The sequence below is a fragment of the Streptomyces sp. PTL18 genome, from assembly GCF_059510295.1.
On record NZ_JCAJZO010000012.1, the window covers coordinates 139,945 to 155,850 of the forward strand.

Sequence of the window (15,906 nt, forward strand, 5' to 3'; positions counted from 1 at the left end):
GAACACGGACGGGACGCCGTACGGTACCTCCCCGGCCGGGTCATGACGACGACGACCAGGGGCAGCCGGCCGCGAGACCGCTGCCTCACCCGCCGCACTGCCCGCAGCAACAGCCGCCGCACTGCCGCAGCGTCACCCGCCGCACTGCCGCAGCATCATCTGCTTGTCGGCCGCCGTCACGGGAAGGTCGTACTTCAGCGACACCTGGGCGAAACGCACCGAGTAGGCGCAGCGGATCTGCTGGTTCGGAGGCAGCCAGGTCGCCGGTCCGGAGTCGCCCTTCGCGCCGTTGCTGGGTCCGTCCACCGGGATCAGGTTGAGCGGGTCGTTGGCGATGTCCTCGCGCTTGCCCTTGGTCCAGTGCGCGGCGCCCATCTGCCAGTCGTAGGAGAGCGGCATGACGTGGTCTATCTGCACCGTCGTGGCGTGGGACTTGGTCCACTCGATGGTCTTGCCGGTGTACGGGTCGTGCAGCGTCATGGAGGTGACGACGCAGTTCGAACCGGCCCGGAAGCGGACCTTCTCACCATCGCGCTTCAAGAGATCGTTCCGCGAGTCACAGCCGTTGTGAGAGAAGGGGATACCGCCCGGAGCCGAGTCCATCCAGGCGTAGCCGAACTCGTTCCTGGCGTACCCCGTCCTGGGACCCCGTCCCTTCGTGGCCACTTTCCCGATCAACGACCGCGCCTTCGCCTTGTCCGCCGCCGAACTGATCGCCGCAAGCCCCGGCTTCGTGCCGTCCGGATTGTCCAGCGGGCTCACAGCCCGGCCGTTGCCGACGGTCGAGACGGAGGAGCCGGAGGGGCCACCGTCCGCGGGCGCGGCACCGCCCTTGCAACCGGCGAGCGTGAAACCGGTGGCCAGCACCACGGCGACGGTGGCGACCCCACCCCTCAGACGCATCACGTGACGCCCCTTCTTTGCCGTACGGCCCGTGCCGGGCACGTTCTACCGGGTTTCACGGTAGCCGGGGATCAGTCATGTCCATACCACCCGCCGGGGCAACGGGTGCACGCAGGGCGTGTCGCCGGTGGGGAGAACGACTCCGCGCGAGTCGGCCAGGGGCCAACCGCCTTACGGTCGGGGGGTGTTCGCCACGGCCGGGTGGATGGCAGATCGGTGAGCCCTGCCCGTATGACACACCGTCTTCGCCACGGGCTGCTCCGGCGGCACCGTACTTCGGCGCTCTCAGGATGTGGGAGGCGCTCGGCCGGCGGGCCCGCCCGGTGACGGTCGACCACGGCGGACACGGCGCCCACCTGACAGGCGGCACGGCATGCGGCGACGCAGCCGTCAGCACGTACCTCGTCACCGGAGCCTCCCGGACCGGGACGGGTCCTGCCAGGCGATCGCCGTTCGGGCTCCGGGGGAGGCGATCGTCCCCCGGGAGCCCACGCCTACGAGCCCAGGATCGACGTCAGGAACTCCCCGACCCAGCCGAGCAACTCCCGCCCGACCAGCGGCTTTCCGCCCACCTTCGCCGTCTTGGGGCGAGGGACCAGGACCTGGTGGACGGCCGGCTTGACGATGCTGCCGGGGTACAGGCGCTTGAGCCGCAGCTCCTGGGACTCCCTCAGCTCCACCGGTGCGAAGCGGATGTTCGTGCCCTGCAGGACGACCTCGCCGACACCGCAGGCACGGGCGAGCATGCGCAGACCGGCCACCAGCAGGAGGTTCTCGACCGGTTCGGGCAGCTTGCCGTAGCGGTCGACGAGTTCCTCGCGGACGGACTTGATGTCCTCCTCCGAGTTCACCGAGGCGATCGCGCGGTAGGCCTGCAGGCGCAGCCGCTCGCCGGGCGCGTAGTCGTGCGGAACGTGGGCGTCGACGGGCAGCTCGATCTTGACCTCGAGCGGCGCGGCCTCCTCCTCGATCTCGCCGGTCTCCAGCTGACGCCGGTAGTCCGCGACCGCCTCGCCGACCATCCGCACGTACAGGTCGAATCCGACGCCCGCGATATGGCCGGACTGCTCGCCGCCCAGGAGGTTTCCGGCACCCCGGATCTCCAGGTCCTTCATCGCCACGTACATGCCCGCGCCCATCTCCGTGTGCTGGGCGATGGTCGCCAGCCGCTCGTGGGCGGTCTCCGTGAGCGGCTTCTCCGGCGGGTACAGGAAGTACGCGTAGCCGCGCTCGCGGCCACGGCCGACCCGGCCGCGCAGCTGGTGCAGCTGGGACAGGCCGAAGGTGTCGCCGCGCTCCACGATCAGCGTGTTGGCGTTGGAGATGTCGATGCCGGACTCGACGATCGTCGTGGAGACCAGCACGTCGAACTTCTTCTCCCAGAAGTCGACGACGACCTGCTCCAGCGCCTGCTCCGACATCTGGCCGTGGGCCGTGGCGATCCGCGCCTCGGGGACGATCTCGCGCAGCCGCGCCGCCGCCCGGTCGATGGACTCCACCCGGTTGTGGATGTAGAAGACCTGGCCCTCGCGCAGCAGCTCACGGCGGATCGCGGCGCCGATCTGCTTCTCCTCGTACGGCCCGACGAAGGTCAGCACCGGGTGCCGCTCCTCCGGCGGGGTGGTGATGGTGGACATCTCCCGGATGCCCGTCACCGCCATCTCCAGGGTCCGGGGGATCGGGGTCGCGGACATCGTCAGCACGTCGACGTTGGCGCGCAGCTTCTTCAGCTGCTCCTTGTGCTCGACGCCGAAGCGCTGCTCCTCGTCCACGACGACCAGGCCCAGGTCCTTGAACCTGGTCTCCGAGGAGAACAGCCGGTGGGTGCCGATGACGACGTCCACCGAGCCGTCGCGCAGGCCCTCCAGGACCGCCTTGGCCTCCGTGTCCGTCTGGAAACGGGACAGGGCCCTCACGTTGACCGGGAACTGGGAGTAGCGGTCGCTGAACGTCCCGAAGTGCTGCTGCACCAGCAGGGTCGTCGGGACCAGGACGGCGACCTGCTTGCCGTCCTGGACCGCCTTGAACGCGGCCCGAACCGCGATCTCCGTCTTGCCGTAGCCCACGTCGCCGCAGATCAGGCGGTCCATCGGGACCGTCTTCTCCATGTCGTCCTTGACCTCGGCGATCGTGGTGAGCTGGTCCGGGGTCTCCGCGTACGGGAACGCGTCCTCCAGCTCCCGCTGCCACGGTGTGTCGGTGCCGAAGGCGTGGCCGGGGGCCGCCATGCGTGCGGAGTACAGCTTGATCAGGTCCGCGGCGATCTCCTTGACCGCCTTCTTCGCCCGCGCCTTCGTCTTCGTCCAGTCGGCGCCGCCCAGGCGGTGCAGCGTCGGGGCCTCGCCGCCGACGTACTTGGTGATCTGTTCCAGCTGGTCGGTCGGGATGTAGAGGCGGTCGCCGGGCTGGCCGCGCTTGGCCGGGGCGTACTCGACCACCAGGTACTCGCGGGTGGCGCCCTGGACCGTGCGCTGCACCATCTCGATGTAGCGGCCCACGCCGTGCTGCTCGTGGACGATGTAGTCGCCCGCCTCCAGGGTCAGCGGGTCGATCGTCTTGCGGCGGCGGGCCGGCATCCGGGCGCCGTCGCGGGTCGCCGTCCGCTGGCCGGACAGGTCGGTCTCGGTGAGCACGGCCAGCTTGAGGGCCGGGTCCACGAAGCCGTGCTCGATCGAACCGCACGCCACGTGCACGACCGACGGGGACAGCGCCCCGAGGTCGGCGTCGAGGCGGGCCGCGATGCCCTCGTTGCCCAGCACCTCGACCGTGCGGGCCGCCGGACCGTGGCCCTCGGTGACGAACACGGTGCGCCAGCCGTCGGCGAGCCAGCCCTTGGTGTCGGCGAGTGCCTTCGCGGTGTCGCCGCGGTAGGTCTCCGGGGCGTGCATGCCGAGCGTGAGGGTGTCCGCGTCGAGGTCGGCGTCGGCGGCGAACGGTGACACCGACCACCACGGCATGCCCAGCTCGCGGGCCCGGTCCCGGACGTCCGCGAGGGACCACAGGGAGGCGGCGCCGACGTCGATGGGAGCCTCGCCTCCCGCCCGTGGCCCGCCACCGCCCTCAGCCGAGCGGGCTTCGCCCGCGCGCCACGATCCGGCGGTCGCGGCCCAGGACGCCTGCAGGAACTCCTGGCTGGTGGCCACCAGGTCGGCGGCGCGCGTGCGCACCCGCTCCGGGTCGCACACGACGGCCATGGCGCCCGCGGGCAGCACGTCGAGCAGCAGTTCCATGTCGTCGACGAGGACGGGCGCGAGGGACTCCATGCCCTCGACGGCGATGCCCTCGGCGATCTTGCCGAGCAGTTCGCCGAGCTCGGGGTGGTCCTCGGCGAGGGCGGCGGCGCGCTGCCGTACGTCGTCGGTGAGCAGCAGCTCGCGGCAGGGCGGCGCCCACAGGCCGTGCTCGGCGACCTCCAGGGAGCGCTGGTCGGCGACCTTGAAGTAGCGGATCTCCTCCACGTCGTCGCCCCAGAACTCGATGCGCAGGGGGTGTTCCTCGGTGGGCGGGAAGACGTCGAGGATGCCGCCGCGCACGGCGAACTCACCGCGCTTCTCCACCAGTTCCACGCGGGAGTACGCGGCGGCGGCGAGGGCGTCCACGACATCGTTCAGGTCGGCGCTCCGGCCGGCTCTCAGGGACACCGGCTCAAGGTCTCCGAGGCCCTTGACCTGGGGCTGGAGCACGGAGCGGACGGGGGAGACGACGACGGAGACGGGGCCGGTCTCGGGGTCGTCGGGGCTCGGGTGGGCGAGCCTCCTGAGGACGGCGAGACGGCGGCCGACGGTGTCGCTGCGGGGGCTGAGGCGCTCGTGCGGGAGGGTCTCCCAGGACGGGTACTCCACGACGCCGTCGGGTGGCAGCAGGGAGCGCAGCGCGGCGGCGAGGTCCTCGGCCTCGCGGCCGGTCGCGGTCACGGCGAGGACGGGCCTGCCCGCGTCCCGGGCCAGGGCGGCCACGGTGAGGGGGCGGGCCGCCGGGGGGCCGACGAGGTCGACGTGCATGCGGTTGCCGTCGGTCGCGGCCTTGACCGCTTCCGCGAGTGCGGCGTCCTTGACGACGGCGTCGAGCAGACCGTGCAGGCTCATGAGGGGGCATCCCGTCCCGGGAGTGGGCAACACGAACACCCGGCCGCGAGAATTTCGGGGACCGGGTTGTCCAGCCTACGACGCCGCGCTCGTGGCCGTCGGGGCTGTGGACAACCCCGGCCGAGGGGCGGCAGCGGCGTGGGACTCACCCTCCGAGTGATCGTCTCGGTGCATCCTCGCTCCGTACGGTTCTGTGCACGGGTGTCACGCCTCCCAGCACGGATGCCGCATTCCCCGTCACCGAAGCCCGGGCACAGTTCGGATCACCGGTCCGACGGACCGCGCACGCGCGCCGACGGATCACGACCACTGATCACGGCCGGCCGGCTGCCGTGTTCATCGACCCGACGGAGCCCGCCGAGCCGGAGGCGCGACTGGAGGACCTGGAGGATCAGCCGGCGCCGGCGCGGTGCCCTGCACGGCGGCGCGGGCAACACCGACGCCATACGCCACTACGAGTCGCTCGGCTTCCGCCTGCGCCGCACGACGACGTTCCCGGCAGGCCGGCGGTGAGGTCGTGAAAGCGGCCGGGTCCGGTGGCACCCCACCGGACCCGGCCCGTCCCCGTGGCCCCCGTCTCCCGGCTACTCCGTCGCGATCGCGTTCAGCACGTTCATCCGGCCGGCCCGGAACGCCGGGATCAGGGCCGCGAACAGGCCCACGAAGGCCGAGGCGATGAAGACGGTCGTGATCGTGCCCCACGGGATCTGCAGGACGTTCAGGCCCTCCAGGGCGAGGAGCTTCTGCGCGGTGGCGCCCCAGCCCATGCCCAGGCCGAGACCCAGCAGGGCACCGAAGAGGGCGATCACCACCGACTCCAGGCGGATCATGCGGCGCAGCTGGCGGCGGGAGAGGCCGATCGCCCTCAGCAGACCGATCTCCCGCGTCCGCTCCACCACCGACAGGGCCAGCGTGTTCACCACGCCCAGGACCGCGACGACGATCGCGAGGGCGAGCAGGCCGTACACCATGTTGAGCAGTTGGCCGACCTGGTCCTTCAGCTCCTTCTTGTAGTCGGTCTGGTCGCGCACCTGGTACTGCGGGTACGGCTTCATCGCCTGCTTCAGGGCCGCGTACGCCTGCTTCTCCCGGCCGTCCCTGGCCTTGGCGAACATGATCTGGTTCGGCGGGATCCTGTCCTTGGGGACGTACTTCTCCATGGTCGCGATGCTCATGTAGCGCGCGCCCCGGTCGAGGGACGTGTCGTCGCTGGTGATCGCCGCGACCTTGAGCTTCGCCGTCCGTCCGCCCTTGAAGGCGACGGTGACGGTGTCGCCGACGTGCACGCCGTGCTTCTTGGCGTAGTCGGAGCCGACCGACATGGCGTCGTCGCCGTAGGCGGCGGACAGGGTGCCCTCCGTCGTCGTACGGCGCAGGTCCTCGGCGTACGACGGGTCCGCGGCCGTGACCCCGGTGTCGTCGGCCCTGCCGTCCGGGGCGGTCAGGGTGGCGTCGAGCACCTTGTAACGGGTGACATGGGCCAGTCCCGGGCTGTCCTGCATGGCCTTCTCGGCCTGGGGCACGATCCGCTGGTTGCCCTGGACGATGAAGTCCGCGCCGACCGACTTGTCGAGCTCTTCGGTCGCCGAGGCCACCATCGAGGAGCCGACCACCGAGAGGCAGGCGACCAGCGCGAGGCCGATCATCAGGGCCGCACCGGTGGCGCCGGTGCGGCGCGGGTTGCGCAGGGCGTTGCGCTCGGCCATGCGGCCCACCGGGCCGAAGATGCGCAGCAGCACCGCGCTGATCACCCGGACCACTCCGCCCGCCAGCAGCGGGCCGACGACCACGAAGCCGATCAGGGTCAGCACCACGCCGACGCCCAGGACCAGCGAGCCGTCGCTCGCCTTCTTGGCGCTCGCCGCCGCGTACAGGGCGGCGGCACCGGCACCGGTGAGGACCAGGCCGACCAGAGCGCGCACCCGGCCCGCCCTGCCGTCGGCCGGGGTGCCGGCGTCCCGCAGGGCGGCCATCGGGGAGACCTTGCCGGCGCGGCGGGCCGGCAGATAGGCGGCCAGGACGGTGACGACGACGCCGAGGACCAGTCCGGCGATCGGGGTGGTCGCCTTGACCGTGAGGTCCTGGGTGGACAGGTCCATGCCCACGGACCCCATGAGCTTCATCAGAGCGATCGCGATGCCGATCCCGGCCCCGACGCCCAGGACCGAGCCGACGACGCCCAGCAGCAGCGCCTCCACCAGCACCGATCGGTTGACCTGGCGGCGCGAGGAGCCGATCGCCCGCATCAGCCCGATCTCGCGGGTGCGCTGGGCGACCAGCATCGAGAAGGTGTTGATGATCAGGAAGATGCCGACCAGGAACGCGATCCCGGCGAAGCCGAGCATGGCGTACTTGATGACGTTCATGAACGACCCGACGCTCTTGCGGTTCTCGTCGGCGTTCTCCTTCGCCGTCTGGATCCTGTACGACCCGGTCCCGGCGAGCGCCCGCGTCACGTTCTGCTTGAGCTGCTCGTCCGAGACACCGGACGCGGCGGTGATGTCCAGGTGCGTGAACCTGCCGGTGCTGCCGAGCAGTTCCCGCTGGGCGGTGGCGGTGTCGAACCAGACGATCGCGGCGCCGGGGTTGGTCACCTTGAAGGTGGCGATGCCGACGATCCGCGCCTTGAAGTCACCGGTCTGCGCGATGGTGCGCAGCTCGTCGCCGATCCTCAGGTGGTGCTTGTCCGCGGTGTCGGCGTCGACCAGCATCTCGGCCGGCCCGCGCGGGGCGTGACCGGAGGTGAGGTCCATCGACTTCAGGTCGTTGCCGGTCCAGTTCCCGGCGATCGTCGGAGCGCCGGTCGAGGAGCCCATGTTCTCGTTGTCGTCGTTCACGACGGTCACGTTCGGCGAACTGACACCGCCCTCGACCGACCTGACGCCCGGAGCCCTGCGGGCCTGGTCCAGCAGAGAGGCCGGCAGCGACTCGGGCACGCCGCCCTGCGGGGCCTTGTCGTTCTTCGCGGCCTTGGGCGAGACGGTCACGTCGGACGCGGTCACCGCGAACAGCTTGTCGAACGTCGTGTTCATCGTGTCGGTGAACACGAGCGTGCCGCACACGAACGCCACCGACAGCAGCACCGCGACGGCGGACAGGGCCATGCGTCCCTTGTGCGCGAAGAAGTTGCGCAGCGAGGTCTTCAGGACGGTCATGACGTGCGCCCCCGGGCGTCGAAGTCCTTCATCCGGTCCAGGACGGTGTCCGCGGTCGGCTTGAACATCTCGTCGACGATCCGGCCGTCGGCGAGGTACAGCACCCGGTCGGCGTACGAGGCTGCGACCGGGTCGTGCGTGACCATGACGATCGTCTGGCCGAGCTCGTCGACCGAGCGGCGAAGGAAGCCCAGCACTTCGGCGCCCGCGCGGGAGTCCAGGTTTCCGGTCGGTTCGTCACCGAAGATGATCTCGGGCCGGGCGGCCAGGGCCCGGGCCACGGCGACGCGCTGCTGCTGGCCGCCGGAGAGCTGGCTGGGCCGGTGCTTGAGCCGCCCGGCCAGGCCCACGGTCTCCACGACCCGGTCCAGCCACGCCTTGTCCGGCTTGCGGCCGGCGATGTCCATGGGCAGCGTGATGTTCTCCAGGGCGTTCAGTGTGGGCAGCAGGTTGAACGCCTGGAAGATGAAGCCGATGCGGTCGCGGCGCAGCTGGGTGAGCTTCTTGTCCTTCAGGCCGGTGATCTCGGTCTCGTCCAGGAAGATCTGGCCGCTGGTCACGGTGTCGAGTCCGGCGAGGCAGTGCATCAGTGTGGACTTGCCGGACCCCGAGGGGCCCATGATGGCGGTGAACTGGCCGCGGACGATGTCCACGTCGACGTGGTCGAGGGCGACGACCCGGGTCTCCCCCGCGCCGTACGCCTTCACGACCTGCCGAGCCCGCGCGGCAACGGCCGTACGCCCTCCAGTACCCCCGTGCCTGGGAATGGTCACGGCCGATGTCATGGTGAGTCCCCTTTTGTTCGTCAGTGAACGACAGTGCGCTCGAGTGAGCCGATCGGTACGGCCGATCGACGGGACCGATCGGCGCGATGAGTACGCCGGTCAGTCTGCTGCCGGGGCCCGGTCCGGCGCGCTGGTGCCGGGCCCCTTCTTCCGCTGGGGAAAACCCCACCCCCTCCGGTGCGGCCGAAGCGACCCCCGTGCGCCCCGGCCGCTCCCCGGCGACGTAAAGCCAGGCTAAGGAACGGGCCCGGCCCTCTCGTCCTCCGGGGGGACGAGAGGGCCCCGGGCCTTGATACGGAGTAACCCCTAGGGGCAGTCCACCGCTGGGTGGAGTTCTTCTCGGGGTCGCCTCCATCCTCCGGCGCACCCAGGCTCCACCCTTCCGTCGCGTGAGGGTCAACCTTCCACGGCGAGCCCTGTCGGCCGCACCACATGCGCTCCTGTCGAAGCCGTTGACTTGGCCCCGCTCTCGTCCTGTGGTCCTGCAACGGCGGCGGCAACCAGAAGTGGACGCTGACGTAACGGCGTGACGGCCGCGCCGGAACGACGAAACCCCGTCCCGCATACCGCGGGACGGGGCTTCGTGTCGGAGCGCCGGGCAGGCCTTGCACCTGCATCTCCCCGCAGGAAGCGGGGCGTCTTTCCTTGGACCACCAACGCGTCACCGGGCACCGGGAGTTCCGGCGACCAGCACGTGATCAACTGTAGCCCACCTGCGCCGGTGGCGCACATCGGCCTCAGGAGGGCGGCCGCTGCCGGTACGCGGCGAGCGCGGGCGCCGTTCCGGTCGCCAGGAACTCGGTGATCCGGTACGTGCACAGGCCCGCCGCCACGAACGGATCGGTCGCCGTGAGCCGCTCGATCGCCGCCCGGTCCTCGCCGACGGCCAGGATGATCCCGCCGTCGCGCGGGACCTTGCGGCCGGAGGCGAGGAAGACACCTGCGGCGTACTGCTCGTCCAGCCAGGCCACATGCTCCGGCAGGGCGGCGTCGACGGCTTCGAGCGGAGCGGTGTAGGTCAGTTCAAGTACGAACACGCCCGTAACCCTATCCGCCCGCCCCCGTCGGCCCGCCGGACCCCCGCCCCTCGGCGCGACCAGGTGTAACCACGGGTAACATCACAGGTCGGTGTAGTAAGCGCATACCGACCGGCCAGTTTGCCGAAAGGCTTACGCCGCCCGGTTCCCCCGAGTAACGTGCGTCGCTCACCCCCCGCTCCCTGCGGTCCGCCGCACCGGATCCGAGCCACGCAAGGAGAACCGGGATGTCCGACGCGTTCATACCGCGGCACTCGTCCCCCGAGTACTCAGTACCGCACCACTCACCCCCGCCGTACCCGCAGTACCCGGCGTACCCCTGGCAGCAGCCGCCCGCCCCGCCGGCCCGGCCCCGGATGCCGGCCCATCCGCCGCTCGGACACCACAGCGACCTGCGCCTGCTGCGCATTGCCTACCGGTGGCAGCGGCGCGTGGCCACCCTGACCGCCCTCGGCTACTTCGTGCTGTTCCTCCTGCTGTCCGCGTTCGCGCCCTCCTTCATGACCGCCACCGTCTCCGGCGGCCTCACCATGGGCCTGCTGCTCGGACTGCTCCAGCTCCCCGTCGCCTGCGTCGCGATCGGCGTGTACGAGTACACGGCACGCCGCGGCGTCGACCCGATCGCCGACCGCATCCGCAGACAGGTCGAACTGGACACCGGGCGGAGGGCGGCACGATGACCACGGCGAGCTTGCCGGGAGGCATGACCGGGTTCAGCAGCTCCGCGCAGGCCATGTCACTCGTGGCCTTCACCACGGTCGCCACGATCACGCTCCTGCTGTGCGTGATGACCGGACCCGACCGGGACGACCTCGCCGAGTTCTACACCGGCTACAACTCCCTGTCCCCGATGCGCAACGGCCTCGCCATCGCGGGCGACTACATCTCCGCCGCCACCGTGCTCAGCACGAGCGGGATCATCGCCCTCGCCGGATACGACGGTGTCGTCCTCGCACTGAGCACGGCACTGTCGCTGATGCTGCTGATGTTCCTGCTGGCCGAACCCCTGCGCAACGCGGGCCGGTTCACCATGGGCGACGTGCTGGCACGGCGGATGCCCGGGAGGGCGGTGCGCATGACGGCGTGCGCCGTGACCCTCACCGCACTGCTGCCGCTGATGCTCGTCCAACTGGCCGGCACCGGCGACCTGCTGGCCTTCATCCTCGGCTTCTCCAGCGATGCCCTGAAGACGGGCTGCATCATCGGACTCGGCGCGCTGATGATCAGTTATGCGGCGATCGGCGGCATGAAGGGCACAGCCCTCATCCAGATCCTGAAGATCGTGATGCTGCTCGGCTCCGGCGCGGCCGTCGCCGCGCTGATCCTGCACCGCTTCGACTGGGACCCGGGCGCGTTGTTCGCGACCGCCGCCAAGAACAGCGGCGTCGGCCCCGCCTTCCTGCACTCGGGCCTGGAGTTCGCGGGCGGCCCGGCACCTCGCCTCGACATGATCAGTTCCGAGCTCACGGTGGTGCTCGGCGGCGCCTGTCTGCCGCACATCACCATGCGGATGTACACGGCGAACAGCGCCCGGCAGGTGCGTCGCTCGATGTCCTGGGCGGTGCCGTCGGTGGCCCTGTTCGTGCCCGTCATCACGGTCGTAGGCTTCGGCGCGACCGCCCTGATCGGACGCGCCACCATCGCGGCGGCCGACCCCCAGGGCCGTACGGCGTATCTGCTGGGCTCCCGGGCCGCGTTCGGGACGGACGTGTCGACCGGCGCGACACTGCTGTTCACCGCGGTCACGGCGGCGATCTTCCTGACCGTCCTCGCCTCCGTGGCCGGAATGATCCTCGCCTGTGCCAACTCCCTCGCACACGACGTCTTCGCGGCCCGCAAGCACGAGATGCCCGCGCGACGCGAGATGACCGCGGCACGCCTGTCGGCGATGGCGGTGGGTGCCGTGGCGATCCTGCTCGCCACCCTCGTCCAGCACCGCAGTCTGCAACCGCTGGCCACGCTCTCCTTCTGCATCGGCGCGTCCGCGATCGCACCGGCCCTGGTGTACAGCCTGTTCTGGCGCCGCTACACCAGAACCGGCCTGCTGTGCACGCTGATCGGCGGCACGCTGACGACCCTCGTGCTGATGACCGGCACCAACCTGGTCTCCGCCTCCCCCGCCGCGGCCTTCCCCGACGCCGACTTCAACTGGTTCCCGTTCACCACCACCGGTCTGGTCTCCATCCCGCTGGGTTTCGCCTACGGCTGGCTGGGCACGCTCGCCTCCGGCCGCGACAAGGCCGCCGAGCAGCGCCGCCAGTACGAGGCGGTGGAAGGCCGGATCCTGGCGGGGGCCGCCCGCGGGAGCGGCTGACGAACGGCCGGGCCCGCCGGAGGCCGCCTACTCCGCCGGGGCCCGGCCCGTCAGCATGGCCAGGCTGTTGCGCACATGGTCCATCTGGGCCTGCACACAGTCCCAGGTCTCACCGTGTTCCCGCAGCACCCGCTCCGTCTCCCGGGCGATCCGGTCCTCGCGCACCCTCGCCTCCGCGACCACCTCGGCGGCGCGCGCCTGGGCGTCCCGCTGCACCTGCCGGGCCGACTCCCGGGCCCCGGCCAGTGCCCGCTCCGCCTCCGAGAGCGCGGCCTCGGCACCCGCCACCCGCTCCGCCTCCCACGCCTCCACCTCCGCGACCCGTTCGGCAGCCACCCGCTCCTCGTCCGCCCGGCGCTCGGCCTGCTCCTGCTCCTGCTCGGCGAGCAGCGCCGCCGTGCGCTGCCTCACCTCACGCAGCGCCGCCAGCGCCTCCCCGCGCCCCTCCTTCACCTCGCGCCGCGCCGTGATCCGCACGTCGTCGGCCTCGGCCCGCGCCGCAAGCAGCCGGGTGCGGACCCGCTCCTCGGCGTCACCGCGTACCTCGTCCGCGTACGCCTGCGCCTCCTCCCGCACCCGCCGCGCCTCCTCCTCCGCCTCCGCGAGCAGGCGCCCGGCCTCCTGCCGCGCCTCCTCCCGCACGGTCCCGGCCTGCTCCCGCGCCAGGTCGAACAGTCGCCCGGCCCGGTCGCCCAGGCCCTCGTAGGTCTGCGCGGGAAGCTGCGCCGCCCTCTCGCTCAGCCGCAGCAGAGCGGTCTCCATCTCCCTGGCCAGCACCGTCAGCCGGGCGGCCCGCTCCCAGGCGGCGTCGCGCTCCCGCGAGAGGGCCGAGGTGTAGGCGTCGACCTGGTCGCGACGGTAGCCGCGCCGCACGGACGCGAAGCCGTACGGCACCGCGGATGCGCTGCTCATCGTGGAACCCCTCTCCACCTGACCCACGAATCGATGATTTTGCGCACATCTTGATGGATCAGCCGGAATCGTTCATAACGCGACACTCCACGCACAAGCAACGGATCGCCCCGAAGATCACCCGAAAATGCAGCCGGGCCCGGTCGTCCGCACGACCGGGCCCGGAACTGACGAGGCGTCAGAAAGAGGCTGTTCGGGAAGAGCTCACAGCAACCCGTCCCACATCTGCTCCAGCAGCACCGACCACCAACTCTCCGGAGAAGCCAGCGCCGCAGGGTCGAGCGAGGCGAGCTGGGCCTGGAAGTCGACCGTCCAGCGGCCCGCCTGCTCCTGGTTGAGGCCGTAGCGCAACCGCCACATCCGGCCGAGCAGGGCCAGACAGCGCACGAACTCGGGCAGACCCGTGTTCACGAACTGCGGCGGCGCCGAAGCGCCACCCGGCCCCGGCTCCACGGGCACCGCGACGATGTTCGCCGTCCCGTACTGCACACAGATCGCCTTGCCGAAGTCACTGCCCATCACCAGGTACGAGCCCGCGTCCGAGGCCGGCTGCACCCCGCGCTCCTGCGCCAGCTCCGCCAGCGTCGGCACCGGACGGCCCGGCTGGGCCTGCGCCCAGAAGAACGGGCCCATGTCGAACGGCAGTCCCGCCACCACCAAGGTGTGCGCCACGATCGGCGGCACACCCTGCCGGGACACCGCCGCCTGCTCGGACCGGAAGATCCCGGGACCGAAGACCCCGGCCAGCTCCTGCGCGATGCCCTCCGGCGGGACCGGCGGCGCCGGCTGTACCGCCGGCAGCGGCGCACGCACCGGGCCCGGTCGCGCCGGGCCGTCCGCCACCTGGTGCAACTCGCCCTGGTGAGCGAGCAGTTGGCGCATGCCCTGCTGACGGGAGGCGTGGTCGGTGCCGTACGGGGCGATGCTGGTGATCCGCGCCTGCGGCCAGTTCTCCCGGATCATCCGCGCGCAGTACGCGCCTGGCAGCTCGCACGACTCCAGCTCCGTGTGCAGCTCCAGCACCTGGTCCGGCGGCACGTTCATGGCACGCAGCTCATGGAAGATCTGCCACTCCGGATGCGGCATGCCCGGCGCCGAACGCCGGATCAGCTGCTGCTCGGAGCCGTCCTGCGCACGGTAGCGCAGCACGGCCTGGTAGCCGGGGCCGACGGTCGGCGGGGCCTGCGGCGGATAACCGTACGACGGCTGGGCACCGGGCACGGGCTGCCCCGGCGGCTGCTGTCCGGGCATCGGCGGCTGCCCCGGCGGCTGTTGTCCGGGCATCGGCGGCTGCCCGGGCAGGGGCTGCCCCGGCGACTGCGGGGCGCCCGTCGGCGTGCCGGGCGCGCCCGGGGGCGGCGGGGGAGTACCGGGGCCTGCGACCGGTGGGGCGGCCAGCACGGTCTCGGCGTGATGCACGGCACCGGGGGTGCCCTGCGGCTGCGGGGGACCCTGCGGGTTCGGCGCGGCGGGGGCACCGGGCTGCCCGGGAGCCGCGGGCAGGGCCCCGCGGCCCGGCGCGCCCGGGGGCGTGGGGGCGCCCGGAGCGCCCGGACCGGGCCGGCCTGGGTCCGCGAGCATGGTGGGCGCGTGGTGTACGGCGTCCGGGGGCACGCCACCCGCAGAGGGCGGCGCGCCGGGCGTGCTCGGCGCACCCGGAGGGTTCGGCGCACCCGGAGGCCGGGGGCCGCCCGGCGGCGGTACTTCCGGCGTGAGCGGGGGCTTGCGGGGACCCGCCGTCCCCTCGGGGCCGTCCGGGCCGGGCTGCGCGACGAACCGGGTCGGCACATACCCGCCCGCCGCAGCCCCCGGTGCGGGCGACGGCGGAGGTGCGGCACCCGGCCGCGCACCCGGAACCCCGGGCGCGCCCGGCGGATGCGGCGGGCCCCCCGCACGCGTCCCCCGCGGGGGCGCCGCCTTACTGGTCGCGGCGTCCGCGATGTCCGCGGCGTTCGGCGCGGGAGCCTGCGGCACGCCGGGCGCAGGCCCAGCGGGCGCGGGCGTGCCCGGACCCTGCGGACGGCCGTACGCCGGCGGTGCCGCGGCACCCGGCGCGCCCGGCTCACCGGGGGCACCGGGCGCGACGCCCTCGTCCACGTCGCTCAACGGCGGCGCGAACACGGTTCGGGGCAGCGGCACCGAACCGTCCTCGCCCGCCTCCGCGTTGGTGTCGGTCCCCGCCCACGGCGTATCCCCCGCGGACGTCTCCGGCACCTCCTCACCACCCCCGGCCGCAGGCCACGCCGTACCCGACCCGTCCGAAGAAGCCGCCGCGACCGGAGACGCACCCGCGCCCTCCGGCACACCGTCACCGGACGCCCGGCGATCCGGAACCCCCCTCCGGTCCGCCGCCTCCTGCAGCCACTCCGGCGGCGTCAACAGGAACGACGTCTGGTTCAGATCCACCCGTGCCGCAGACGCCGGCACCGACGGCGGCTGCGCGTCCCGCGCCCCGTACTCCTCCTCGTAACGGCGGATCACCTCACCCACCGGCAGGCCCGGCCACAGCGTCGCCTCACCACTGTCCCGGGCAATCACCAGCCGTTGAGCGCCCCCGTCCGATCGCGGCCCCCCTTCGCGGTCCTCCGCCCACACCACGAACCCGAGCTCGAACTCCCGCACCCGCACCTCACGGTGCAGATACGCCGGCACGTCCCCGTTGATCCACTCTTCCGCGCGCTCCTGCGCCTGCGCGAACGTCACCATCGCCCGAAC

General features: G+C 72.0%; 9 protein-coding genes and 2 pseudogenes. 4 read left to right on the plus strand and 7 right to left on the minus strand.

Annotated elements, in window-relative coordinates:
* Positions 1-132 precede the first annotated feature (132 nt).
* The gene (locus AC5WS8_RS23075) at positions 133-903 is read right to left on the minus strand and encodes an HNH endonuclease family protein (RefSeq protein ID WP_496105345.1); all 771 of its coding nucleotides are present in this window, start codon (positions 901-903) and stop codon (positions 133-135) included.
* Positions 904-1,193: 290 nt separating this feature from the next.
* Here AC5WS8_RS23075 and AC5WS8_RS23080 point away from each other — a divergent pair.
* Positions 1,194-1,259 (plus strand): annotated as a pseudogene (locus tag AC5WS8_RS23080) (hypothetical protein); the annotation flags it as partial.
* Positions 1,260-1,397: 138 nt separating this feature from the next.
* On the opposite strand, the gene mfd reads toward AC5WS8_RS23080, so the two are convergent.
* Positions 1,398-4,988: a transcription-repair coupling factor gene (gene mfd / locus AC5WS8_RS23085; protein ID WP_496105346.1), complete on the minus strand. Its 3,591-nt coding sequence runs from the start codon at positions 4,986-4,988 to the stop codon at positions 1,398-1,400.
* A gap of 414 nt (positions 4,989-5,402) precedes the next feature.
* On the opposite strand from mfd, the pseudogene AC5WS8_RS23090 reads away from it, so the two are divergent.
* Positions 5,403-5,501: pseudogene (locus AC5WS8_RS23090) on the plus strand (GNAT family N-acetyltransferase); the annotation flags it as partial.
* Positions 5,502-5,572: 71 nt separating this feature from the next.
* Here the strand turns inward: AC5WS8_RS23090 and AC5WS8_RS23095 are convergent.
* The 3 genes from AC5WS8_RS23095 to AC5WS8_RS23105 all read right to left on the minus strand — a co-directional run bounded on the left by AC5WS8_RS23095 (position 5,573) and on the right by AC5WS8_RS23105 (position 9,965).
* Positions 5,573-8,143: an ABC transporter permease gene (locus tag AC5WS8_RS23095; RefSeq protein ID WP_496105347.1), complete on the minus strand. Its 2,571-nt coding sequence runs from the start codon at positions 8,141-8,143 to the stop codon at positions 5,573-5,575.
* On the minus strand, positions 8,140-8,928 hold the full coding sequence (locus tag AC5WS8_RS23100) for an ABC transporter ATP-binding protein (protein ID WP_496105348.1): 789 nt from the start codon (positions 8,926-8,928) through the stop codon (positions 8,140-8,142). Before AC5WS8_RS23100 ends, AC5WS8_RS23095 begins: the two co-directional genes overlap by 4 nt.
* Positions 8,929-9,665: 737 nt before the next feature.
* A complete protein-coding gene (locus tag AC5WS8_RS23105) occupies positions 9,666-9,965 on the minus strand; it encodes a YciI family protein (protein WP_496105349.1) in 300 nt (99 codons plus the stop codon).
* 227 nt (positions 9,966-10,192) lie between these two features.
* On the opposite strand from AC5WS8_RS23105, the gene AC5WS8_RS23110 reads away from it, so the two are divergent.
* Entirely contained in the window at positions 10,193-10,645 is a 453-nt protein-coding gene (locus AC5WS8_RS23110; RefSeq protein ID WP_496105350.1) for a DUF485 domain-containing protein, read from the plus strand.
* Between the two features lie 23 nt (positions 10,646-10,668).
* Complete coding sequence (locus tag AC5WS8_RS23115) at positions 10,669-12,279, plus strand: sodium/solute symporter (protein ID WP_496105351.1); 1,611 nt, start codon at positions 10,669-10,671, stop codon at positions 12,277-12,279.
* A gap of 27 nt (positions 12,280-12,306) precedes the next feature.
* On the opposite strand, the gene AC5WS8_RS23120 is transcribed toward AC5WS8_RS23115, so the two are convergent.
* Both AC5WS8_RS23120 and AC5WS8_RS23125 read right to left on the minus strand, forming a co-directional pair.
* Complete coding sequence (locus AC5WS8_RS23120; RefSeq protein ID WP_496105352.1) at positions 12,307-13,191, minus strand: cellulose-binding protein; 885 nt, start codon at positions 13,189-13,191, stop codon at positions 12,307-12,309.
* 204 nt (positions 13,192-13,395) lie between these two features.
* Complete coding sequence (locus AC5WS8_RS23125; protein ID WP_496105353.1) at positions 13,396-15,897, minus strand: SUKH-4 family immunity protein; 2,502 nt, start codon at positions 15,895-15,897, stop codon at positions 13,396-13,398.
* Positions 15,898-15,906: the final 9 nt, after the last annotated feature.